The 21,830-nt window shown below is 70.9% G+C and carries 21 protein-coding genes; 14 read left to right on the plus strand and 7 right to left on the minus strand.

All coding sequences use genetic code 11. The annotated features are described in order from the left end of the window. Nucleotides 1–32 precede the first annotated feature (32 nt). From MYF83_RS22515 to MYF83_RS22550, 8 genes are all read left to right on the plus strand, one after another. On the plus strand, nucleotides 33–1,067 hold the full coding sequence (locus MYF83_RS22515; RefSeq protein ID WP_248962582.1) for an energy-coupling factor ABC transporter permease: 1,035 nt from the start codon (nucleotides 33–35) through the stop codon (nucleotides 1,065–1,067). Further along, a complete protein-coding gene (gene cbiQ / locus MYF83_RS22520) occupies nucleotides 1,067–1,831 on the plus strand; it encodes a cobalt ECF transporter T component CbiQ (protein ID WP_248962593.1) in 765 nt (254 codons plus the stop codon). The genes MYF83_RS22515 and cbiQ overlap by 1 nt, the downstream gene beginning before the upstream one ends. A gap of 2 nt (nucleotides 1,832–1,833) precedes the next feature. Beyond that, nucleotides 1,834–2,580 (plus strand): energy-coupling factor ABC transporter ATP-binding protein, encoded by a 747-nt coding sequence (locus tag MYF83_RS22525; RefSeq protein ID WP_248962625.1) that lies wholly within the window; start codon nucleotides 1,834–1,836, stop codon nucleotides 2,578–2,580. 129 nt (nucleotides 2,581–2,709) lie between these two features. Next, on the plus strand, nucleotides 2,710–3,051 hold the full coding sequence (locus MYF83_RS22530) for an STAS domain-containing protein (protein WP_248962594.1): 342 nt from the start codon (nucleotides 2,710–2,712) through the stop codon (nucleotides 3,049–3,051). Nucleotides 3,052–3,099: 48 nt separating this feature from the next. Then, nucleotides 3,100–3,873, plus strand: a complete 774-nt coding sequence (locus tag MYF83_RS22535; RefSeq protein ID WP_248962595.1) for an SDR family NAD(P)-dependent oxidoreductase — start codon at nucleotides 3,100–3,102, stop codon at nucleotides 3,871–3,873. 21 nt (nucleotides 3,874–3,894) lie between these two features. Beyond that, nucleotides 3,895–4,659: a crotonase/enoyl-CoA hydratase family protein gene (locus MYF83_RS22540; RefSeq protein WP_248962596.1), complete on the plus strand. Its 765-nt coding sequence runs from the start codon at nucleotides 3,895–3,897 to the stop codon at nucleotides 4,657–4,659. A gap of 191 nt (nucleotides 4,660–4,850) precedes the next feature. After that, nucleotides 4,851–5,489 carry a rhomboid family intramembrane serine protease gene (locus tag MYF83_RS22545; RefSeq protein WP_248962597.1) on the plus strand — a complete coding sequence of 213 codons (639 nt, stop codon included), beginning with the start codon at nucleotides 4,851–4,853 and terminating at the stop codon, nucleotides 5,487–5,489. Between the two features lie 113 nt (nucleotides 5,490–5,602). Beyond that, complete coding sequence (locus tag MYF83_RS22550) at nucleotides 5,603–6,013, plus strand: BlaI/MecI/CopY family transcriptional regulator (protein ID WP_248962598.1); 411 nt, start codon at nucleotides 5,603–5,605, stop codon at nucleotides 6,011–6,013. A 55-nt stretch (nucleotides 6,014–6,068) separates the two neighbouring features. On the opposite strand, the gene serC is transcribed toward MYF83_RS22550, so the two are convergent. After that, on the minus strand, nucleotides 6,069–7,181 hold the full coding sequence (gene serC, locus MYF83_RS22555) for a phosphoserine transaminase (protein WP_248962599.1): 1,113 nt from the start codon (nucleotides 7,179–7,181) through the stop codon (nucleotides 6,069–6,071). A 169-nt stretch (nucleotides 7,182–7,350) separates the two neighbouring features. Next, nucleotides 7,351–8,457, minus strand: coding sequence for a citrate synthase 2 (locus MYF83_RS22560; protein WP_248962600.1), 1,107 nt, complete (start codon nucleotides 8,455–8,457; stop codon nucleotides 7,351–7,353). Between the two features lie 170 nt (nucleotides 8,458–8,627). On the opposite strand from MYF83_RS22560, the gene pdxH reads away from it, so the two are divergent. The 6 genes from pdxH (at nucleotide 8,628) to MYF83_RS22590 (ending at nucleotide 15,159) form a co-directional block, all read left to right on the plus strand. After that, nucleotides 8,628–9,281, plus strand: coding sequence for a pyridoxamine 5'-phosphate oxidase (gene pdxH / locus MYF83_RS22565; RefSeq protein WP_248962601.1), 654 nt, complete (start codon nucleotides 8,628–8,630; stop codon nucleotides 9,279–9,281). A gap of 112 nt (nucleotides 9,282–9,393) precedes the next feature. Continuing rightward, complete coding sequence (locus tag MYF83_RS22570) at nucleotides 9,394–10,656, plus strand: MFS transporter (protein ID WP_248962602.1); 1,263 nt, start codon at nucleotides 9,394–9,396, stop codon at nucleotides 10,654–10,656. Between the two features lie 351 nt (nucleotides 10,657–11,007). Then, entirely contained in the window at nucleotides 11,008–11,712 is a 705-nt protein-coding gene (locus MYF83_RS22575; protein WP_279339891.1) for an iron-dependent transcriptional repressor DtxR, read from the plus strand. 168 nt (nucleotides 11,713–11,880) lie between these two features. Then, the gene (locus tag MYF83_RS22580; RefSeq protein WP_248962603.1) at nucleotides 11,881–14,109 is read left to right on the plus strand and encodes an ATP-binding SpoIIE family protein phosphatase; all 2,229 of its coding nucleotides are present in this window, start codon (nucleotides 11,881–11,883) and stop codon (nucleotides 14,107–14,109) included. Nucleotides 14,110–14,153: 44 nt separating this feature from the next. After that, nucleotides 14,154–14,297 carry a GyrI-like domain-containing protein gene (locus MYF83_RS22585; protein ID WP_248962604.1) on the plus strand — a complete coding sequence of 48 codons (144 nt, stop codon included), beginning with the start codon at nucleotides 14,154–14,156 and terminating at the stop codon, nucleotides 14,295–14,297. An 85-nt stretch (nucleotides 14,298–14,382) separates the two neighbouring features. Further along, nucleotides 14,383–15,159, plus strand: coding sequence for an alpha/beta fold hydrolase (locus MYF83_RS22590; RefSeq protein ID WP_248962605.1), 777 nt, complete (start codon nucleotides 14,383–14,385; stop codon nucleotides 15,157–15,159). Nucleotides 15,160–15,183: 24 nt separating this feature from the next. Here MYF83_RS22590 and MYF83_RS22595 read toward each other — a convergent pair whose 3' ends face one another. From MYF83_RS22595 to kdpB, 5 genes are all read right to left on the minus strand, one after another. Next, nucleotides 15,184–15,354, minus strand: a complete 171-nt coding sequence (locus MYF83_RS22595; protein WP_248962606.1) for a hypothetical protein — start codon at nucleotides 15,352–15,354, stop codon at nucleotides 15,184–15,186. 136 nt (nucleotides 15,355–15,490) lie between these two features. Continuing rightward, nucleotides 15,491–16,159: a response regulator gene (locus MYF83_RS22600; RefSeq protein ID WP_248962607.1), complete on the minus strand. Its 669-nt coding sequence runs from the start codon at nucleotides 16,157–16,159 to the stop codon at nucleotides 15,491–15,493. Nucleotides 16,160–16,217: 58 nt separating this feature from the next. Continuing rightward, on the minus strand, nucleotides 16,218–18,782 hold the full coding sequence (locus tag MYF83_RS22605) for a DUF4118 domain-containing protein (RefSeq protein ID WP_248962608.1): 2,565 nt from the start codon (nucleotides 18,780–18,782) through the stop codon (nucleotides 16,218–16,220). A gap of 53 nt (nucleotides 18,783–18,835) precedes the next feature. Beyond that, nucleotides 18,836–19,687, minus strand: coding sequence for a potassium-transporting ATPase subunit C (locus MYF83_RS22610; protein ID WP_248962609.1), 852 nt, complete (start codon nucleotides 19,685–19,687; stop codon nucleotides 18,836–18,838). Further along, on the minus strand, nucleotides 19,688–21,829 hold the full coding sequence (gene kdpB / locus MYF83_RS22615; RefSeq protein WP_248962610.1) for a potassium-transporting ATPase subunit KdpB: 2,142 nt from the start codon (nucleotides 21,827–21,829) through the stop codon (nucleotides 19,688–19,690). Between the last annotated feature and the right edge of the window lies 1 nt (nucleotide 21,830).

Consider the following 21,830-nt stretch of genomic DNA (forward strand, 5'->3'; position numbering starts at 1 on the left):
GTTGGGGCGACTCGATTACTCGGAGGCTCCTGGTGCACGTACCAGACGGTTTCTTCAATGCGTCCGTGTCCATCGCCGCGGGCGCCTTCGCGGCGGCGGGGCTCGCCGTGTGCCTGCGCGGCGCGCGGCGCGAGTTGGACGACCGCACGGCACCGATGGCGGGCCTGGTGGCGGCGTTCATCTTCGCCGTCCAGATGCTCAACTTCCCGGTCGCGGCAGGCACGAGCGGCCACCTGCTGGGCGGCACGCTCGCCGCGGTGCTCGTCGGGCCGTACACGGCCGTCCTATGCGTGGCCGTGGTGCTGCTGGTCCAGGGGTTCTTCTTCGCGGACGGCGGCCTCACCGCGCTGGGCGTCAACATCACGCTGATGGCGATCGTGACCGCCGCCGTGGGCTGGACGGTGTTCCGCCTGATCGTCCGCAGCGCCCCCCGCAGCCGGGCCGCCGTCTCGGTCGCGGCCTTCATCGGGGCCGCCGTCTCCGTGCCGGTCGCGGCGATGGGCTTCACCGTGCTGTTCTGGCTCGGCGGCACCGCCCCGATCGACGTGTCGTCGGTGGCCATCGCCATGGGCGGGGTGCACGTCCTGATCGGCCTCGGCGAGGGCCTGATCACCGCGCTCACCGTCAGCAGTGTCCTCGCCGTGCGGCCCGACCTGGTGTACGGGGCGCGCGGGCTGAAGACCCGGCTCTTGCTGCGCACGGCCGACGGCCGCAGCACCGAGGTGATCGACGAACCGGCCCCCGCGCCGGCCCGGAGCCTACGGCCGATTCTCATCGGCGGCGCGCTGGTCGCCGTGCTCCTGGCGGGCGTCGTGTCCTTCTACGCCTCCAGCAGCCCCGACGGCCTGGAGAAGGTCGCCGGTGACAAGGGGCTCAACGCGAACGAGCAGAGCCACGTGCTCGGCGACTCGCCCCTCGCCGACTACGGCGTCAAGGGCGTCGGCAACGAGCGGCTCGCCGTGGGGCTCGCCGGGGTCGCCGGCGTCGGCATCACCGTGCTCGCCGGGGGCGCGATCTTCTACACCGTGCGCCGCCGCACCCGAGACAGGGAGAAGGTCAGCGCGTAATGGGCGCCGGGCACACCCACCAGCTCTACCGGCCGGGGGACACGGTCGTCCACCGGCTGCCGCCGCAGTGCAAGCTGCCGGCGGTGGCGGCCTTCGCCGTGGTCGTGGTCGCGACGCCGAGGGACGCCTTCTGGGCCTTCGGGGTCTACGTCCTGCTGCTGGCGGCGGTGGCCGCGGTGGCCAAGGTCCCGGCGAGGTTCGTGCTGCGGCGCATGGTGATCGAGGTGCCCTTCGTGGTGTTCGCCGTCGCGCTGCCGATCATCGGGCTGGGCGAGCGCGTCGAGGTGCTCGGCCTGTCGCTCAGTGCGGAGGGGTTGTGGGCCGCCTGGAACATCCTGGCGAAGGCCACCCTCGGCGTCGTGGCGAGCATCCTGCTCGCCGCCACCACCGAGCCCCGCAAGATGCTGCTCGGCGCGCAGCGGCTGCGGCTGCCGGCGCTGCTGGTGCAGATCGCCATGTTCATGCTGCGCTACATGGACGTGATCCTCGACGAGATGCGCAGGATGCGCGTCGCCCGCGAGTCGCGCGGCTTCGTGGCGCGTGACGTGCGGCATCTGCCGGTCATCGCCAAGTCGGCCGGGGCGCTGTTCATCCGTTCCTACGAACGTGGAGAGCGGGTGCATCTGGCGATGCTGAGCAGGGGATATACCGGTTCCATGCCGGTCATCGACGACCTGGGCGCCTCGGCGCGGAGCTGGGCCACCGCCGCGCTCCTTCCCGCGGCCGCGCTGGCGACGGCCGTACTTTCCTGGAGTGTGTCGTGAGCATGCCACCACCTTCCCTGCGCGTCAGCGAGCTGGCCTACGCCTACCCCGACGGCACCCAGGCGCTGTACGGCGTCGACCTGACCATCGAGCGGGGTGAGCGGGTGGCGTTGCTCGGGCCGAACGGGGCGGGCAAGACCACGCTGGTCATGCACCTCAACGGCATCCTGACCGCGGGGCACGGCGTGGTCGAGGTGGCGGGCCTTCCCGTGCGCAAGAACACGCTGGGCGAGATCCGCCGCCGGGTCGGGCTCGTGTTCCAGGATCCCGACGACCAGCTGTTCATGCCCACGGTGCGCGAGGACGTCGCGTTCGGCCCGGCGAACCTCGGGGTGCGCGGCGCCGAGCTGGAGCTGCGGGTGAAGGAGGCCCTCGAACAGGTCGGGCTGCCGGACGTCATCGACCGGCCGCCGCACCACCTGTCGTTCGGTCAGCGCCGCAGGGTCGCGGTCGCGACGGTGCTCGCCATGCGGCCCGAGATCCTGGTGCTGGACGAGCCGTCGTCCAACCTCGACCCGGCCTCCCGGCGGGAGCTCGCCGAGGTCCTGCGGTCGCTGGACGTCACCGTGCTGATGGTCACCCACGACCTGCCCTACGCCCTTGAGCTGTGCGAACGCTCGCTCATCCTGTCCGGAGGCGTCATCGCGGCCGACGGGGCGACCCGTGACCTCCTCGCCGACCCCGGCCTGCTCGCCGCCCACCGCCTGGAGCTCCCGTACGGCTTCGCGGTCGCCCCGCAGCCGTACTGACCGCCCTCGCGCCCGCCACTGACCGTGGTGGGGATCTGACGGTCGGTTGGAGAAATCTGACGATCATATGGCCGTGCGACCTTTCGCGCGGTGATTGCGAAGTAAAGTGGGCCCGCGAGGAGGTACCACATGAAGCTGCGGCTGGCGCGGCGTGCGTTCGGAGACGCCGTTGTCGTGGCTGTCGAGGGCGAGCTGGATCTGTTCACGGCGCCATTCCTGCGTGACGAGGTGCGCGATGCGATCAAGCAGGACGGCAACCGCCTGGTGCTCGACCTCGGCGCCTTGTCCTTCATGGATTCCAGTGGCCTGTCGGTGCTCATCGAGGCCTGGCGCCTGGCGACCGGCGAGGGGGGCGGGGTCAGCCTGGCCGCTCCGCAGGCGCCGGTGGCCCGCATCCTGCGCACGACCGGCCTCGACCGGCGCATCAAGGTCTACCCCGACGTGGATGCCGCCATCTCGGCCGAGATTTGAGTCACCCCCAGTAGAACTTCATTCGGTTGCCACGTTAAGGTCCGGGATATGGACCTGAACGGAGCAGCAGCAATCATCTCAGGCGGTGCCAGCGGCCTCGGTGAGGCCTCGGCGCGCGAGCTCGCGGCGGCGGGCGCCACCGTCGTCATCGCCGACCTGAACGCCGAGCGTGGCAAGGCGATCGCCGACGAGCTCGGCGGCGTCTTCGTGCAGACCGACGTCTCCGACGAGGCCTCGGTCCAGGCGGCCGTCGACGCCGCCGTGGCGACCGGCAAGCCCCTCCGCGCCGTCATCAACAGCGCGGGCATCGGCTGGGCGTCCCGGACGGTGGGCAGGGACGGCAGCCCGCACGACCTGGCCAGCTACCGCAAGGTGATCGACATCAACCTGATCGGCACCTTCAACCTCATGCGCATCGGCGCGGCGGCCATGGGCAAGACCGAGCCGGCCGACGCCGACGGAGCGCGTGGCGTGGTCATCAACACCGCGTCGGTCGCCGGCATTGAGGGCCAGACCGGCCAGGTGGCGTACTCCGCCTCCAAGGGCGGCATCATCGGCATGACCCTGCCGGCCGCCCGCGACCTCGCGGCGATCGGCGTGCGGGTGCTGACGATCTGCCCGGGCATCATCGACACCCCCATCTACGGCTCGGGGCCGGAGTCGGAGGCCTTCAAGGCCAAGCTGGCCGCGCCGGTGCCGTTCCCCAAGCGCATGGGCCGGGCGTCGGAGTTCGGCCACCTGGTGCGGGCGCTCGTCGAGAACGACTACATGAACGGCGAGGTCATCCGCTTCGACGGCGGGATCCGCTTCCAGCCCAAGTGAGACCGCGAACCGGAGGTAAGGGTGTCTGACGAGGTTCTCGTCGAGGTCGACGGTGGCATCGCCGTCATCACGATCAACAGGCCGAAGGCCAGGAACGCCATCAACGGAGCCGTCGCGCGTGGCGTCGTCGCGGCCCTGGACGAGCTGGAGGAGCGCAAGGACGTCTCCGTGTACGTCCTGACCGGCGAGGGCGGCAACTTCTCCGCCGGCATGGACCTCAAGGGGTTCCTGACCGGTGACTTCCCGGCGGTCAAGGGGCGCGGCTTCGGCGGCATCACCGAGGCTCCGCCGAAGAAGCCCATCATCGCCGCCGTGGAGGGCTACGCGCTCGCCGGTGGCTTCGAGCTGGCGCTGTCCTGCGACATCATCATCGCCTCCGAGGAGGCGAAGTTCGGCCTGCCCGAGCCCAAGCGCGGTCTGGTGGCCGGTGCGGGCGGCGTCATGCGCCTGCCGCGCCGCATCCCCTACCACATCGCGATGGAGATCGCCCTCACGGGCGATCACTACTCGGCGTCCCGGCTGCGCGAGCTGGGCCTGGTGAACCAGGTGACCCCGGCGGGCGGCGCGCTGGCGGCGGCCAAGGAGTTCGCCGTGAAGATCGCGGCCAACGCGCCGCTGTCGCTGCTGGCCACCAAGCGCATCCTGGTCGAGTCGGCCGACTGGCCCCTGGACCAGATGTTCGCGCGGCAGGCGGAGATCATGAACCCGGTGTTCGGGTCCAAGGACGCGATGGAGGGCGCCGCGGCCTTCGCGGAGAAGCGCGCGCCGAAATGGACCGGGGAGTGAGCACCTCCGCGAAATGATCGCCATCGGCGGCGGGTGATCTTTCGCCGCCGACCGGGCAGAAGGCGCATGTTGTCGCATTGCGGGCAACATGCGCCTTTTTCGCGTCTCGCGGGAAATCGCGGGTTAAACACGGTCCGCGTACGGTAAAGGGAGGACGAAAAGCGTTCCAAGGCCGTCATATGAGGAGAGCGATGAGCGACTACGCGACCGGAGTGAAGGCGGCCGGCCGATCCTCCGGTGAGATGGTCAAGCGGCGCGTGGTCGACCTGGTCACCGGGGCCCTCGGGGCCGCCATCGTCGTCGCGCTCCTGATCGGCGTCGAGTGGGCCGTCGAGATCACCGACTACGTGCTGCCCGAGAACCTCGACCTGTACGGCATCCGGTCCCAGGACGTGCACGGCCTGGGCGGCATCCTGCTCGCCCCGTTCCTGCACGCCGGGTTCGCCCACCTCATGGCGAACACCGTGCCGCTGGCCATCTTGGGCTTCCTCGCCGCCCTGCGCGGCCTGGGGCGCTTCTTCGTGGCCAGCCTGATCATCATCGTGCTGAGCGGGCTCGGGGTGTGGTTCCTCAGCCCTCCCGGGGTGACCGTCGGCGCGAGCGGGCTGGTGTTCGGCTACTTCGGGTACGTCGTCACGCGGGGCCTCTTCGACCGGCACCTGCTCGACATCGTGCTGGGCATCGGGGTCGCCGTGCTGTACTACTCGCTCATCTGGGGCGTGCTGCCCGGCCAGCCGGGCATCTCCTGGCAGGCCCACCTGTTCGGGCTCGTCGGCGGGGTGATCGCCGCCTGGACGCTGCGCCGGAAGCGGCGGGCGGTGCTCGCGTGAATGCGGCCGTCCACCGGCGGGAGCGTGGAATGGCCGACGCCGTTCTATCCCGAAAAAACGCCAAAAAATGATCTCAACTGGCATGGCGGTGGCCCGTGGGAGAGAATGGCGGCGTGAATAGCCTGGGGTCCTTGGAGCGCGCCATCATGGAGGTGCTCTGGGACTCCACTCATCCCTTGCTCGTCCGTGAGGTGCAAGGAGCGCTGAACGCGAACGCCGGCAAGCCGCTCGCCTACACCACGGTGCAGACCGTCGCCGAGCGCCTCGTCAGGAAGGGCCTGCTGAGCCGTACGGCCGAGCGCAAGGCCTTCCGCTACTCGGCCAGACGCTCACGCGACGAGCACGTCACGGCGGTCATGCTGGCGGCCCTGGAGGAGAGCCACGACCGGGCCCCCGTGCTCTCGTGCTTCGCGCAGAGCGTCGACCTCGATGACGCCCTGCGCCTGCTTGAGGAGCTGGCCCGCCGCACCGGCGAGCAGCCGCACGTCCCAGGGCCCGGGTGGATCCCGCCGCCTTCGTCCTGAAGCCGGAGCCGGGAGCCGGGAGCCGGGATCCGGGATCCGGGATCCGGCCCTGAGGTCAGAGCCGCTCGACCACGTAGTCGACGCAGGCCGTCAGCGCCTCGATGTCGGCCGGGTCGATGGCCGGGAACATCGCGACGCGGAGCTGGTTGCGGCCGAGCTTGCGGTAGGGCTCGGTGTCGACGATGCCGTTGGCCCGCAGCACCTTGGCGACCTCGGCGGCGTCGACCTCGGCCACGAAGTCGATGGTGCCGACGACGTTGGAACGCTGGGCCGGATCGGCGACGAACGGCGTGGTGTAGGACGTCTTCTCGGCCCAGTTGTAGAGCCTCGACGCCGAGTCGGCGGTGCGCGCGGTGGTCCAGGCCAGGCCGCCGTTGCCGTTCATCCAGTCGAGCTGGTCGGCCAGCAGGAACAGCGTGGCCACGGCCGGGGTGTTGTAGGTCTGGTCCTTGGCCGAGTTGTCGATCGCCGTCGGCAGGCTGAAGAACTCGGGGACGAACCGGCCGCTGGCGGCGATCTCCGCCACCCGGGCCAGCGCCCGCGGCGAGAACAGCCCGAGCCACAGGCCGCCGTCGGAGGCGAAGCTCTTCTGCGGCGCGAAGTAGTAGACGTCGAACTCGCTCGCCTCGACGGGCAGGCCGCCGGCCCCTGAGGTCGCGTCGACCAGCACCAGCGAGTCGTCGTCGCCCACCCGCTTGATCGGCATGGCGACGCCGGTGGAGGTCTCGTTGTGGGTGAGCGCGTAGACGTCCACCCCGGCCTCGAAGGTGGCCTGCGGGTGGGTGCCGACCTCGGACTTGATCACGGTCGGCTCGCCGAGCCACGGCGCCTTGGCGGCGACGCTCGCGAACTTCGACGAGAACTCGCCGAAGTGCAGGTGCTGGGACTTCTCCTTGATGAGCCCGAAGGCCGCGATGTCCCAGAACGCCGTCGTGCCGCCGTTGCCGAGCACGACCTCGTACCCCTCGGGGAGCGAGAACAGGTCGGACAGGCCCTCACGGACCCGGCGGACGAGGTTCTTGACCGGCTTCTGGCGATGGGAGGTGCCCATCACGCTCGCGCCGGCGGCGGCCAGGGCGGCGAGCTGCTCGGGGCGAACCTTGGAAGGCCCGCAGCCGAAACGGCCATCCGCGGGCTTCAATTCAGCGGGAATCTCGATGTCAGCCACCTAACCAAGGGTAGTGAGCCGCCCCGGTGCTCACGCCTCGGGTCCGGATAATGAGATCTGGCGCGCGTCCGGCTGAGACGCCGGGCGCGGGACCGGCCTGGCCGCAGGCGCGCGAAAGGCCCGCAACGCGGGGGCTGCGGGCCCTGAACGGGCGTCGTGTCCAGGCGGGTCAGTTCTCGCCGATGACCTCGTCGGCTCCGGGGACGTCGTTGATCGAGCGCTGCGGGGGACCTACGTACTTCGCGCTGGGCCGGACGAGCCTGCCCGTGCGCTTCTGCTCCAGGATGTGCGCGGCCCACCCGGCCGTGCGGGCGCAGGTGAACATCGAGGTGAACATGTGCGGGGGCACCTCGGCGAAGTCGAGGATGATCGCTGCCCAGAACTCCACGTTGGTCGCCAGGACCCGGTCGGGCTTGCGGGCGTGCAGTTCGGCCAGCGCGGCCTTCTCCAGCGCGCACGCGACCTCGTAGCGGGGCGCGTTCAGCTCCTGGGCGGTGCGGCGCAGCACGCGGGCGCGGGGGTCCTCGGCACGGTAGACGCGGTGGCCGAAGCCCATCAGGCGGTCGCCGCTGTCGAGGGCCTGCTTGACGTAGGCCTCCGCGCTGCCGATGCGCTCGACCTCTTCGATCATGTGCAGCACGCGGGCGGGGGCTCCGCCGTGCAGCGGGCCGGACATGGCGCCCACCGCGCCCGACAGGGCAGCGGCGACGTCGGCGCCGGTGGAGGCGATGACGCGGGCGGTGAACGTGGAGGCGTTCATGCCGTGCTCGGCGGCGGAGGTCCAGTAGGCGTCGATGGCCTTGACGTGGCTGGGGTCCGGCTCGCCGCGCCAGCGGATCATGAACCGCTCGACGATCGACTCGGCCTCGTCGACGCGCGACTGAGGCACCATGGGGAGGCCGAGCCCGCGAGCGGACTGGGCGACGAAGGAGAGCGCGGTGACCGATGCGCGGGCGAGATCCTCGCGGGCCTGGTCTTCGCTGATGTCGAGCAGCTGGCGGAAGCCGTACGCCGGGGCCAGCATGGCCAGGGCGCTCTGGACGTCGACGCGGATGTCACCGGAGTGGACAGGAATGGGGTAAGGCTCGGCCGGGGGGAGGCCCGGCTTGAACTTGTTGTCGACCAGCAGGCCCCAGACGTGTCCGTAGGAGACGCGACCGACCAGCTCTTCGATGTCGACACCCCGGTAACGCAGGGCGCCCCCTTCTTTGTCCGGTTCCGCGATCTCGGTCTCGAACGCTACTACGCCTTCCAGCCCGGGTTTGAAGTCGGACATTCTCGGCCGCCTCCCTTTCTTGAAGTCAAAGCCTTGATGTCGAGATACCGGCGGGTCATATTCAACCCCCTCGGCCTGAGTGCTCTGCCGCAGGGCCCACCGAAACGCGATCCGCCCTGGTAGGGGGTGCCGCTTCGACCATGGGGCCGGACGCGGAAGAATACCGGTCTGTGGATGCCGCATCGAGCCCGCCTCCGTTCGCGGGGCTTCGCCGTACGTACGAGGGACTGCCGTTGAACGAGGCGGACCTCGCCGCCGATCCGGTGACGCAGTTCGCGTCATGGTTCGCCGACGCGGTGGACGCCGGGCTGCCTGAGCCGAACGCCATGGTGCTCGCCACCTCCTCCGCCGGGGGCCGGCCGACCGCCAGAACCGTCCTGCTCAAGGGCTACGACCAGGAGGGTTTCGTCTTCTACACCAACTACGAGTCGCGCAAGGGCCGTGATCTGGCGGAGAACCCCCGCGCCTGCCTGGTCTTCCCATGGCACCCGCTGCGCCGCCAGGTGCGAGTGGAGGGCCCGGTCGTGCGGCTGCCGCGGGAGGATTCCGCCGCCTACTTCCATTCTCGCCCGTACGGCTCGCGTATCGGGGCGTGGGCCTCCCGGCAGTCCGCGGTCGCGCGGTCGCGCGAGGAGCTGGACGAGCGCTACCGCGAGCTGGCCGAGCGCTGGCCGGAAGATCCGCCGATGCCGGACTTCTGGGGCGGCTTCCGGGTGGTGCCGGCGGAGGTGGAGTTCTGGCAGGGCCAGGTCGACCGGATGCACGACCGGCTGCGCTACCGGCGCGCGGGAGACGCGTGGGTCGTGGAACGCCTCGCCCCGTGAGCCGTCGCCCGAGGTCTTCCGGGCCGTGGCGGCCGCCCCGTGCGTCGTCGCCCTCCGTCACCTGGGTAAAGTGTCCGGATATCTTTCGTTTGTCCGGGTTGGTGAGGTGGGAATGCCGGGTGTCCTCCAGTCGGCCCTGAAACGTGTCGCCGTCGACACCCGCCCGCTGCGCGTCCCCGCCTACCGTCGTCTGCTGCTGGGACAGGGCGTCTCGTTCATCGGCTTCCAGCTCACATCCGTGGCGGTCAGCGCCCAGGTGTACGACATCACCGGGTCCTCGCTCTGGGTGGGGCTGCTCGGTCCGGCGAACCTCATCCCGCTCGTGGTCTTCGGCCTGTGGGGCGGCGCCGTCGCCGACGCCGTCGACCGCCGCAGGCTGCTGCTCGCCGGCTCGGTGGTCGCCTGGCTGGCCACGGCGGCCCTTCTCCTGCACGCCTGGTCGGGGCTCGCGAACATCTACTTCGTCCTCGCCGCGGTCGCCGTCCAGTCGACCGGGTTCGCGGTCACCTCGCCGACGCGCGGGGCGATCATCCCAAGGCTCGTGCCCGCCGAGCGGGTCGCCGCGGCCAACACGCTGAACTTCCTGGTGAGCAGCGTCGGCTCGGTGCTCGGCCCGCTGCTGGCCGGCGTCGTGCTCGCCAAGTCGGGGTACGCGACGGCGTACCTCATCGACGCCGTCCTGTTCGGGACCGGGTTCTACGCCGCCGTCCGGCTGCCACGGCTCGGCCCGATCGGCGAGGTGGCCCGGCCGGGCCTGCGGTCGGTCGTCGACGGCCTCCGGTACATCGCGAGCCGGCCGATCGTGATGATGTCCTTCGTGGTCGACATCATCGCGATGGCCTTCGCGATGCCGAGGGCCCTGTACCCCGAGCTCACGGCCGAGCGCTTCGGCGGGTCGGCCGTCGCCTTCGGCTGGCTGTCGGCCAGCCTGGCCATCGGCGCCGTGGCGGCGGGGCTGTTCTCCGGCTGGGTGGGCCGGGTGCGGCGCCAGGGCGTGGCGCTGACCATCGTGATCGCGCTGTGGGGCCTGACGGTCACGGCGGCGGCGTTCGCGCAGCCACTGTGGCTGATCGTCGCGCTGCTCGCCGTCGGAGGCGCCATCGACCTGGTCTCGGCCGTCTGGCGGCAGACGATATTGCAGACGTACGCCCCCGACGAGATGCGCGGGCGCCTGCAAGGGGTTTTCATGGTCGTCGTCGCGGGCGGGCCCCGGCTGGGGGACCTGCGGGCGGGCGCGACGGCGGGCGCCTTCGGGCTCGTCCCCGCCTGGGCGGGCGGCGGGCTGCTCTGCGCCGCGCTCGTGCTGGTCGTGGGGTTCGCCGTACCCGCCTTCAGGAAGTACGACGCGACGGCCGACGTGCTCACGCGGAGCTGAGCCCGAGGGACTCACGGCGCTCGGGATGGGTTCGCCGGTCGCGATGACGGAGATCGGGATGGGTTCGCCGGTCGCGGGGGTTGTGGATGGCAACGCTTCGCCGGCCTTGAGAGATCACGTTCCGTGAGTTCGCGCGACGCCGCTCACGAAGGATGCGATCCTAGAGGAGGAGTCACGTGCTTCCGCTGCCGCGGTCGTCGTTCCCCGTCTCGAACCGTTGTGTCGGTAGGTCTGCGTAAGCTCTGATCGGACGCCAATCCGTTTCCCCGTGGAGAGCACCCTCAGCCTGTCTGGACAGGACTGTCACCTGCGGGAGCCGGACGTAGCATCGATACTTGGAGGGGAGGAGCCTTGACCGCACACGGCCTGATCGACACCACCGAGATGTACCTCCGCACCATCTTCGAGTTGGAGGAGGAGGGGATCACACCTCTCCGCGCCCGCATCGCCGAGCGGCTGCAGCAGAGCGGCCCGACGGTCAGCCAGACGGTGGCTCGCATGGAGCGTGACGGCCTTGTCCGTGTCGAAGGTGACCGCCACCTGACCATGACCGACCTCGGGCGCACGCTCGCCACCCGCGTGATGCGCAAGCACCGCCTGGCCGAGTGCCTTCTCACCCAGGTCATCGGTCTCCCCTGGGAAGACGTGCACGTCGAGGCCTGCCGCTGGGAGCACGTCATGTCCGAGTCGGTGGAGGCGCGCCTTGTCAGCCTGCTCGACAACCCGGTCAGCTGCCCCCATGGCAACCCCATCCCGGGTCTGGACGAGCTGGGGGTCAAAAAGCCCGATCCGTCCGCCGATGAGGTGATCTCGGCGATGGCGGATCTTGCCGGACCCAGAGACATACCCGTAGTCGTGCGGCGAATTAGCGAACAAGTGCAAAGTGATCCCGCTGTGATGCTTAAACTCAAGCAAGTTGGGATACAACCCGGACGCGAGGTGACGCTCGCGGCGAGCGACGACGGTGTACGGGTGACAGGTGACGATGAAGCGCACAACATTCCCGCGGAGTTCCCGCGTGATGTCGCCGCGCATGTCTTCGTCTCCAAACGCTGACCGGTCAGGGCGTGTTCGGTTGCATCCCAGTGGGGGGTTCCACTTTCCCTTGTCCCACAACCCCGCCTTCCCGGGGCCTCCGGGTAGACACCGCCTAGCCGCCGAGGCTGCTGCAGGAGCGCACGTGGTCGTCTTTGCGTATGACCCCCTTCGAGGGGTGGCCGCCAGATGAAGCGATGGGGGGATCTCTCCCAGGACGCGGCCGATCACCTTACGCCGGAGTCGGTCCTCGACCATGCCGAGATGGGCGTCGTGGTCACCGACCGCTTCAGCAATGTCCTCTACTGGAACCCGTTCGCCGAGCGGCTGTTCGGCCGCCCCGACCGGCCCGCGGGCGCCGACCAGACCGTCCTTTCCTTAGGCATCATGGAGAAGGACCACCCCTTGGCCGTCGAGCTGGCCAAGCACGTCCTCAAGGGCGGGGTCTGGGAGGGCACCTTCGACGTGGTGCGCGCCGACGGCACCATCATCTACGTCCGGGCACAGGCCGTCCCCCTGCGGCATCCCTCCGGTTCGGTCACCGGCATCGTCATCACCGCCCGCGAGGCGATGCGCAGCAACGAGCGCGAGAAGGACCGCTTCGGCCTCCTGGAGCGCATCGGAGAACGGCTCGCCAGCTCCCTGTACGTCGAAGAGACGCTCAACCGCGTCGCCGAGATGCTGGTGCCCCAGTTCGCCGACCACTGCTTCATCGAGCTGACCGAGGGCGACCGGCTCATCCGCAAGGTCTCCACCCACGTGCAGGGCTGGACACCTCCACCGGACACCTGGCGCCCCGTCGGCTCGGAGATCCACTACCCGGCCGGTCACTACGCCGAGATCGCTCTCCGCCGCCAGGAGACCATCATCGTCGAGGACTTCGCGCAGAACAGCTACCCCTCGCCCGGCGAGGGCAGCAGCAGGCTCTGCGGCGAGATCGGCATGACCTCGGCCATCGTCGCGCCGCTGTGCGCGCGCGGCGAGACCCTCGGCCTGATGTACCTCGGCATGTCCAACCTCACCGACCGGCGCTCGCCGCACTACGACGCCTTCGACCGTGACTTCGTCGGCGCCATCGCCACCAGGGTCGCGATAGCCGTCGACAACGCGCTGCTGTTCGAGGAGGAGCGGCACACCGCCGAGTCCTTCCAGAAGTACCTCCTGCCGCGCGAGCTTCCGCAGCTCGACGGCCTGGACATCGCGGTCCGCTACTACCCCGCCGCCCCGCTCGCCTCGCACGGCCAGGGCATCCAGACCCAGGTGGGCGGCGACTGGTACGACGTGATCCCGCTGTCGGCCGGCCGGGTCGGCATCGTGATCGGCGACGTCGAGGGCCGCGGAGCCAAGGCCGCCGCCGTCATGGGCCAGCTCAGGGCCGCGCTGCGCGCCTTCGCCCAGGACGACAAGTCCCCGGCCGACATCCTGGCCCGGCTCAACGAGTGGACGCGCATCATCGCCGCGCCCGAGCACGACGACTACGGCGCCGACGTCAGCACCCCGCCGATCGTCACCTGCCAGTACCTCGTGTACGACGCGTGGTCGCGCCAGCTGTCGTTCGCCAACGCCGGCCACTCCCCGCCCCTGCTGATCGTCGACGGCGTGGTCACCGAGCTGGACATCTCCGAGGTCGGCCAGCCGCTCGGCGTCAACGCCAAGGGCATGCACGCCGACCTCGTGTACAAGGAGGAGAGCCGCGTCCTGCCACCCGGGGCCGCGCTCCTGCTCTACACCGACGGCCTGGTCGACCGCCGTCCCGTCCGCGAGTCCGGCGAGTCGCCGCTCAACGACGACGAGACCCTGCGCATCCTGTGCGAGGAGGTCGCCAAGGCCTCGGCCGACACCGTCGAGCGCATCGCCGACGCCGCCACGGTCGCCGTCCCCGGCGAGATCGACGACGACATGGCGATCCTGGTGATCCGCTCCGCGGGCAAGGAGCTGAAGTTCGAGGAGCGCACCTTCCCCGCTCAGCCGATCATGGTGGGCGAGGCCCGGCGCATGGCGTCGGAGGCCTTCGCCACCTGGGGGGTCCCCGACGAGCGCGTCGAGCTGGCCTGCCTGCTGGTCTCCGAGGTCGTCACCAACGTCGTGCTGCACGCCGCCAGCGCCTCCGTCCCCCGCAGGGAGCTGGTCCTGGACGGGCCGCCGCTGCCGTTCGACGAGTCCTGGGACGTGCCCGGCTTCGACAACGAGATCGTCAACGAGAAGGAGTTCACGCTCCGGCTGCGCAGGGGCGAGGAGTCCATCTGGGTCGAGGTCTTCGACCAGGACCTGCGCCTGCCCCGCATCCGCAGCGCCGGAGAGAACGACGAGGGCGGCCGGGGCCTCTACCTCGTCGACCAGCTCGCCAGGCGCTGGGGCTCCCGCCCCACCAAAGAGGGCAAGGCCGTCTGGTTCGAAATCCCGACCCGAGGGCGCTGACCTCCTCTTTCACCGGTCGCCCTCTCGGCTCGATGGACGACGTCATGCCGTCGGTCCAGACCCTGGCCCGCTGGATCGACGCCCACGGGTACCGCTCGGCCGGGTACAACCGTGAGCTCTACCTCGAGGTCGGCGAGAACACGGACGAGTGGGTCACCGAACTCCAGGAGCCCGTGACCACCGGCTGACGGACGAGAGCCACGCTTGTCGATATCCGGACATGCAAAGAAATGACCGGTGACAGGTAAGGCAATGGGTGTTTGACTCGGGCGCATGGAACTGGCCTTCGAGCGGCGCGGCGACGGCCCGCCTCTGGTGCTGCTGCACGGCATAGGTCATCACTGGCAGGCATGGGAGCCGGTCATCGACCTGCTGGCCCGATCGCGTGACGTGATCGCCGTCGACTTCCCCGGGTTCGGCGTCTCCCCGCCGCTTCCGGCGGGGACGCCGTACACCCCCGAGACCCTCGCCGACGCCGTCGAGTCGTTCTGCGCGCACCTCGGGGTACGCGACCCGCACGTGGCGGGCAACTCCCTGGGCGGCTACGTCGCGCTGACGCTGGCCGCCCGCGGCGTCGTGCGTACGGCCACGGCGCTGTCACCGGCCGGGTTCTGGGTGCCGTCCGAGGCCAGGCTGGCGCAGGCCATGCTGCTGGCCCTGCGCGGGCTCACCCGGACGATGCCGCCCGAGCGCACGGAGGCACTGGCCAGGTCGGCGGTGGGCCGGACGATGTCGATGGGGTTCATCGTCGCCCGCCCCGCGCGGATGACCCCCGAAGCGGTGATCGCGGGTGGCCGGGCGCTTCGCGACGCGGTCGGTTTCGACGAGACGCTTCGCTCGTTCCGCGCGGTCGTCCCTCCGGGCCGGCCGAAGGTGCCGATCACGATCGCCTGGGGCGAGCACGACCGGCTCCTGCTCCGGCGGCAGGCCGTACGGGCCGCGAAGTGGTCGGAGCAACGGGTGAAGCTGCTTCGAGGCTGCGGCCACGTCCCGATGAGCGACGACCCCGAACTGGTCGCCCGGGTGCTGCTAGAGGGCAGTTCCCACTAGCGGAGGCTCAGGGCGGCGCGGCTCTCAGCGCTGGGTCTGGGTGTAGAGGGCGAGCACCACGATGGCGAAGGTGATCATCACTCCGGCGTAGGCCACCGGCCCGAACCGCAGCGCCTTGCGTACGCGGTTGAGCAGCCACGCGAACAGGAACGCCAGGAAGATCAGCAGGATCAGCCCGCCGTTGTCCATCGCCATCGCCTCCGCGATCGATCCCGCTGCCCGGAGCCCGCGCCGGCCGTTCTGTGGCGCCGTCGCGGGAGGGCTTCCGCTGACCAGTATGCGGCGGATTCCCGGCGGGCGCGGGCTCATATGCCGTGTCCCGCCGCGCCGTTCAGGGGGTGAAGCGGTAGCCCATGCCCGGTTCGGTGATCAGGTGCACCGGGCGGGCGGGGTCGCGTTCCAGCTTCCTGCGCAGCTGGGCCATGTACTGGCGCAGGTAGTGCGTCTCCTTGGCGTAGGCGGCGCCCCACACCTCGGCGAGGATCTGGCGCTGGCTGACGAGCTTGCCCGGGTTGCGCAGCAGCAGCTCCAGCATGTGCCACTCGGTGGGGGTCAGGCGCACGTTCCCCGAGACCGTCTTGGTGGTCAGGTCGACCATGTGGTCGCCGATGCGGATCCGCGCCGGCTCCTCCCCATGCGCCGCCGAACGCCGGGTGACGGCCCGGATGCGGGCGAACAGCTCCTCGATGTCGAACGGCTTGGTGACGTAGTCGTCGGCGCCGGCGTCCAGCGCCTCGATCTTGTCCTGGTTGCCGGCCCGGCCCGACAGCACGACGATCGGCACGCGGGTCCAGCCGCGCAGGCCGTGGATCACCTCCACCCCGTCGAGGTCGGGCAGGCCCAGGTCCAGCAGGACCACGTCGGGATGGAACTGCGCGGCCTCGCGCAGAGCGGTGCCACCGTCGCCGGCCACCGCGACCTCGTAGTGGCGGGCGAGCAGGTTGATGCGCAGGGCCCGCAGGAGCTGCGGCTCGTCGTCGACGACCAGGACCCGCGTCATCGGTCCTCCCCGGTGCGCGTCGCCGCTGGGGCCGGTGAGATGGGCAGGGGGAGGCGCGTCATCGGTCCTCCTCGGCGTACATCGCTCCCGAGGCCGGCGAGACGGGCATGGAGAGGATCATGGTGAGGCCGCCTCCTGGGGTCTCGTCGGGAACGAGCGTGCCGCCCATGGCCTCGGCCAGCCCGCGCGCGAGCGCGAGGCCCAGGCCGACGCCGGAATGGTTGTCGCGGTCGCCCAGGCGCTGGAACGGCAGGAAGACCCGGTCGTGGGCCCCGCGCGGGATGCCGGGACCGCGGTCGATCACGCGGATCTCCACATGATCACCGTACCGGCTGGCGGTGACCAGCACCTTGTGCTCCGGCGGGCTGTAGCGCACGGCGTTCGACAGCAGGTTGACCAGGATGCGCTCGAGCAGGGCGGCGTCGGCGACGATCTCGGGGAGGTCCACCGGGAGGTCCTCCTCGATGCGGTCGCCGAACGGCCCCACATCGCGGACGGCCCGCGGCATGATCTCCTCCACGGCCATGGGCTGGAGGGTCAGGCCGAGCACTCCGGCCTGCAGGCGGCTCATGTCGAGCAGGTTGGCCACCAGCCGGTCGAGCGTGTCCAGGGATTCGCCGGCGGTGGCCAGCAGCTCGGCGCGGTCCTGCGGGGACCAGTCGATCTCCGTTCCGCGCAGGCTGTCCACCGCCGCCTTGGCCGAGGCGAGCGGGGTGCGCAGGTCATGGCTGACGGCGGCCAGCAGGGCGGTGCGCATCTTGTCGGCCTCGGCCAGCGGCTTGGCCGCTTCGGCCTCCTGGCGCAGGCGTTCCTGGCGGAGGGCGACGGCGGCCTCGGCGGCGAACGCCTCCAGGACCCGGCGGTCGGAGGCGTCCAGCAGCTGCCCCCGAGCCGCGAGCACCAGGTGCTCGTCGATGACCACGTCGGTGTCGGCGGCGTCCGGGCTGGCACAGGGCGGCCCGCCGGACGTGGCGACGATCCTCCATGCCCGCGTGTCGGAGCGGTCGTCGGGCCCCGGCGGCCCGGTCCGTTCCAGGAGGGTGACCGAGGTCAGGGCGAAGGTCTCGCGCAGCCGGGCCAGCAGGGACGGCAGCGCGGCCTCTCCGCGCAGCACGTGCCCGGCGAGCGTGGACAGCACCTCCGCCTCGGCGCCGGCCCGGGCGGCCTCCCGGGTACGGCGGGCCGCCAGGTCCACGATGGCGCTGACCGTGGCCGCGACCACCACGAAGGTGAGGAGTGCGAACAGGTTCTCCGGCTCGGACACGGTCAGCGTGTGCAGAGGCGGGGTGAAGTACCAGTTGAGCAGCGCGAATCCGCCCACCGCCGCGGTGATCGCCGGCCAGGTGCCGCCGATGACGGCGACGCCGACGACCATCAGCAGGAACAGCAGGATCTCGCTGGGCAGTGTCAGCACATCGCGCATGGGGACCAGCGCCGCGGCCAGGGCGGGCATACCGGCGAGGGCCAGCGCCCACCCGGCCAGCCGCCGCCTGCGGGTGAGCGCGGCACGGGAGCGCGGCGCCCGCAGCCGGCCCTTGCTGATCTCCTCGTGGGTGATCATGTGGACGTCGACGGTGCCGGACCGCGCGGTCGTGGTCACCCCGACGCCCGGCGACAGCAACTGGGCGAAGCGGCCCCGGCGGGAGGCGCCCAGCACCAGCTGGGTGGCGTTGACGCCGCCGGCGAAGTCCAGCAGGGCGCGCGAGACGTCCTCGCCCACCACCTGGTGGTAGCTGCCGCCCATGCTCTCCACCAGGGCGCGCTGCCGGGCCAGGTGGGCTGGATCGGCGCCGGTGAGACCGTCGGAGCGGGTGACGTGGACCGCCAGCAGGTCGGCGCCCTTGGTGCGGGCGGCGATGCGCGCGGCCCGCCGTACGAGCGTGTCGCCTTCCGGGCCGCCGGTCAGCGCGACCACGACCCGCTCGCGGGTCTCCCAGGTGCCGGCGATGCCGTGGTCGGCGCGGTAGCGCTCCAGCTGCTCGTCCACCTTGCCCGCGACCCAGAGCAGCGCGAGTTCGCGCAGCGCGGTCAGGTTGCCCTCGCGGAAGTAGTTGGACAGGGCGGCGTCGATCCTCTCGGGCGGGTAGACGTTGCCGTGGGCCAGCCGGCGGCGCAGCGCCTCGGGGGACATGTCGACCAGCTCGACCTGGTCGGCCTGCCGGACCACCTCGTCGGGGACGGTCTCGCGCTGCGGCACCCCGGCGATCTGCTCGACGACGTCGTTGAGCGACTCCAGGTGCTGGATGTTCACAGTGGAGATCACGTCGATGCCGGCGTCCAGGATCTCCTCGAGGTCCTGCCAGCGCTTGGCGTTGCGCGAGCCCGGCACGTTGGTGTGCGCCAGCTCGTCGATCAGGACGATCTTCGGCTTGCGGGCGATCACCGCGTCCACGTCCAGCTCGGTGAAGGTGCTTCCCCGGTAGGACAGCGTCCTGCGGGGGAGCACCTCCATGCCCTCCAGCAGTTCGGCGGTCCGGGCGCGGCCGTGCGTCTCCACCAGGCCGACCACCACGTCCCGGCCGCGTGCCAGGGCTCGGCGGCCCTGGCAGAGCATGTCGTAGGTCTTGCCGACGCCGGGGGCGGCCCCCAGGTAGACCCGCAGGCGCCCGCGTACCGTGTCCATCGTTCACGCTCCCGGCAGCGGTAGGGCCTGTCCGAATGCGGCCCTCATCGCCATCATCTCCCGTCGAGTGCCAGGTTGAGTTCGAGCACGTTGACGCCTGGCTCGCCTATGAAGCCCAAGCTACGACCGGTCGTGTGCCGCCTGACGAGCGCCTGGACCTCGGCCAGGGGGAGGCCGCGCGTCCGGGCGACGCGCGGGGCCTGCAGCGCGGCGTAGGCGGGGGAGATGTGCGGGTCCAGCCCCGAGCCGCTCGCGGTGACCGCGTCGGCGGGCACCACGGCCTTCGCGTCGCCGCGCACCGGGACGGTACGGCCGGCGGCGTAGTCCTCACCCGGCCTGCCGCACTCCACCGTCACCCCCTGGTAGCGGGTGACGAACGGCGTGGCCGGGCAGGCCTGGTTGACGCTGACCGCGCGGGCCGGCGCGCCGACGGCCGGGAAGACCTTCAGCACCGCGCCGACGCCGTCAGGGGTGCAGTACGGGCGGGCGCCGGAGACGCCCTCCAGCCGGCCGGCCGCCTGGGAGCGGGCGCAGACCCGGGTGAGCAGCGACTGCCTGCCCTTGGTGGCGCCCGGGACCGGCAGGACGTCCAGGACGTCCTCGGGCCCCAGGTTGCTCGCGCTGCTCGCGGCCGGGTCGTAGCCCTTCCCGGCTGCGGACGGGCGGCTCTGGAAGTACTTCCCGATCGGGGCGCCGTCCCCGCCGGTGAAGGACTGGCCGATGAGCGCGCTGCCGGCGACCCGGCCGCCGCTCTCGACCGGCGACCCGCCGGCCCTGGCGTGGAACAGGGCCTGGGCGACGCCGGTGACGGCGAGGGGGTACACCGCGCCGAGCAGCAGCGTCAGGACGATCACGGCACGCGCGGCGGCCATGTGCTGGCGGACCCAGCTCGGCATGTGTTCCATCTACGACATCCCCGGGAGCGTTCGGACGAGCAGGTCGATGAGCTTGATGCCGATGAACGGCGCGATGACGCCACCGAGCCCGTAAACGTAGAGATTGCGGCTGAGCAGCGCGGAGGCGCTGGAGGGTTTGTATCGGACACCGCGCATGGCCAGCGGGATCAGCGCGACGATGATGATCGCGTTGAAGATGACCGCGGACAGGATCGCCGACTGCGGGCTCGCCAGGCGCATGACGTTCAGCACGTCCAGGCCGGGATAGACCACCGCGAAGATCGCGGGGATGATCGCGAAGTACTTGGCGATGTCGTTGGCGATGGAGAACGTCGTCAGCGCCCCGCGCGTGATGAGCAGCTGCTTGCCGATCTGGACGATCTCGATGAGCTTCGTGGGGTTGGAGTCCAGGTCGACCATGTTCCCGGCCTCCTTGGCGGCCGAGGTGCCGGTGTTCATCGCGACGCCGACGTCGGCCTGGGCCAGGGCGGGGGCGTCGTTGGTGCCGTCGCCGGTCATCGCGACCAGCCGGCCGCCCTGCTGCTCCTGCCTGATCAGGGCGAGCTTGTCCTCGGGGGTCGCCTCGGCGAGGTAGTCGTCCACGCCGGCCTCATCGGCGATGGCCCTCGCGGTCAGCGGGTTGTCCCCCGTGATCATGACAGTGCGGATGCCCATCCGGCGCATGTGGTCGAACCGTTCGCGCATGCCCTGCTTGACGACGTCCTTGAGGTGGATCACGCCGAGCACCCGGGCCGTGCCGTCGGCGACCTCGCCGACGACCAGAGGGGTGCCGCCGGAGCCGGAGATGCCGTCGACCAGGTGGCCGACGTCCTCGGTGGGGTGGCCGCCGTGGTCGCGCACCCACTTCATCACCGCGGTCGCGGCGCCCTTGCGCACCTCGCGGCCGTCGATGTCGACCCCGGACATGCGGGTCTGGGCGGTGAAGGGCACCCAGGAGGCGTGGGCCAGCTCGCCCGGCGCGCGCTCGCGCAGCCCGTGGGCCTGCTTGGCGAACACCACGATCGAACGCCCTTCGGGGGTCTCGTCCGCGAGGCTGGACAGCTGCGCCGCGAGCGCCAGCTCCATCTCCTCGACCCCCGCGACCGGCACGAACTCGGCGGCCTGGCGGTTGCCCAAGGTGATGGTGCCGGTCTTGTCCAGCAGCAGGGTGCTCACGTCTCCGGCCGCCTCGACCGCGCGGCCGCTCATGGCGAGCACGTTGCGCTGGACGAGCCGGTCCATGCCGGCGATGCCGATCGCCGACAGCAACGCCCCGATCGTGGTGGGGATCAGGCAGATCAGCAGCGACACCAGCACGATCCCGCTGACACCGTCGGCGGTCAGGGCGAGCGAGTCCGGGATGCCGGGGTTGGTGTTCCTGGCGTAGATGGCCATCGGCTGCATGGTGACGGTCGCGATCAGGAAGACGATCGTCAGCGCGGCCAGCAGGATGTTCAGCGCGACCTCGTTGGGGGTCTTCTGCCTGCTGGCGCCCTCGACCAGGGCGATCATGCGGTCGACGAAACTCTCGCCCGGCTTCTGGGTGATCCGCACGATGATCCGGTCCGACAGCACCTTGGTGCCGCCGGTCACCGCCGAGCGGTCACCGCCGGACTCGCGGATCACCGGGGCGGACTCGCCGGTGATGGCGGACTCGTCCACGCTGGCGATGCCCTCCACCACGTCGCCGTCGCCCGGGATGATCTGTCCGGCCTCGACGATGACGAGGTCGCCCCGAGCCAGGTCGGCCGCGCTGACGGTCTCGAAGGAGACCTTCTCGTGCCCCGGCTCCCATTCGGTGAGCCGCCGGGCGGTGGTGCCGCGCTTGGCCGCGCGCAGCGTGGCGGCCTGCGCCTTGCCCCGGCCCTCGGCCACGGCCTCGGCCAGGTTGGCGAACAGGACCGTCAGCCATAGCCAGAGGACGATCGCCCAGGCGAAGACCGACGGGTCCTCGATCGCGAGGACGGTGCTGAAGGCCGCGCCGATCTCGACGACCAGCATGACGGGGTTGCGCCACAGCGTGAACGGGTTCAGCTTGCGGAACGCGCCGGGCAGCGACGTGTAGAGCTGGCGGGGATCGAGCACGCCGGCGCCGACCTTGCCGCCGTTGCCGAGCGTACGGCTCGAGGTGCCGAGCACAGAGGGCGGCATG

Origin of the sequence: Sphaerisporangium perillae (assembly GCF_023276435.1) — a bacterium.
Taxonomy (GTDB): domain Bacteria; phylum Actinomycetota; class Actinomycetes; order Streptosporangiales; family Streptosporangiaceae; genus Sphaerisporangium; species Sphaerisporangium perillae.

Excerpts from the sequence above, each read along its gene's own strand:
- cbiQ (WP_248962593.1), top strand. The coding sequence starts at position 1,067 with ATGGGCGCCGGGCACACCCACCAGCTCTACCGGCCGGGGGACACGGTC.
- MYF83_RS22525 (WP_248962625.1), top strand. The coding sequence starts at position 1,834 with ATGCCACCACCTTCCCTGCGCGTCAGCGAGCTGGCCTACGCCTACCCC.
- MYF83_RS22530 (WP_248962594.1), top strand. The coding sequence starts at position 2,710 with ATGAAGCTGCGGCTGGCGCGGCGTGCGTTCGGAGACGCCGTTGTCGTG.
- MYF83_RS22535 (WP_248962595.1), top strand. The coding sequence starts at position 3,100 with ATGGACCTGAACGGAGCAGCAGCAATCATCTCAGGCGGTGCCAGCGGC.
- MYF83_RS22545 (WP_248962597.1), top strand. The coding sequence starts at position 4,851 with ATGAGCGACTACGCGACCGGAGTGAAGGCGGCCGGCCGATCCTCCGGT.
- MYF83_RS22560 (WP_248962600.1), bottom strand. The coding sequence starts at position 8,457 with ATGTCCGACTTCAAACCCGGGCTGGAAGGCGTAGTAGCGTTCGAGACC.
- MYF83_RS22570 (WP_248962602.1), top strand. The coding sequence starts at position 9,394 with ATGCCGGGTGTCCTCCAGTCGGCCCTGAAACGTGTCGCCGTCGACACC.
- MYF83_RS22580 (WP_248962603.1), top strand. The coding sequence starts at position 11,881 with ATGAAGCGATGGGGGGATCTCTCCCAGGACGCGGCCGATCACCTTACG.
- MYF83_RS22585 (WP_248962604.1), top strand. The coding sequence starts at position 14,154 with ATGCCGTCGGTCCAGACCCTGGCCCGCTGGATCGACGCCCACGGGTAC.
- MYF83_RS22590 (WP_248962605.1), top strand. The coding sequence starts at position 14,383 with ATGGAACTGGCCTTCGAGCGGCGCGGCGACGGCCCGCCTCTGGTGCTG.
- MYF83_RS22595 (WP_248962606.1), bottom strand. The coding sequence starts at position 15,354 with ATGGCGATGGACAACGGCGGGCTGATCCTGCTGATCTTCCTGGCGTTC.
- MYF83_RS22600 (WP_248962607.1), bottom strand. The coding sequence starts at position 16,159 with ATGACGCGGGTCCTGGTCGTCGACGACGAGCCGCAGCTCCTGCGGGCC.
- MYF83_RS22605 (WP_248962608.1), bottom strand. The coding sequence starts at position 18,782 with ATGGACACGGTACGCGGGCGCCTGCGGGTCTACCTGGGGGCCGCCCCC.
- MYF83_RS22610 (WP_248962609.1), bottom strand. The coding sequence starts at position 19,687 with ATGGAACACATGCCGAGCTGGGTCCGCCAGCACATGGCCGCCGCGCGT.
- kdpB (WP_248962610.1), bottom strand. The coding sequence starts at position 21,829 with ATGCCGCCCTCTGTGCTCGGCACCTCGAGCCGTACGCTCGGCAACGGC.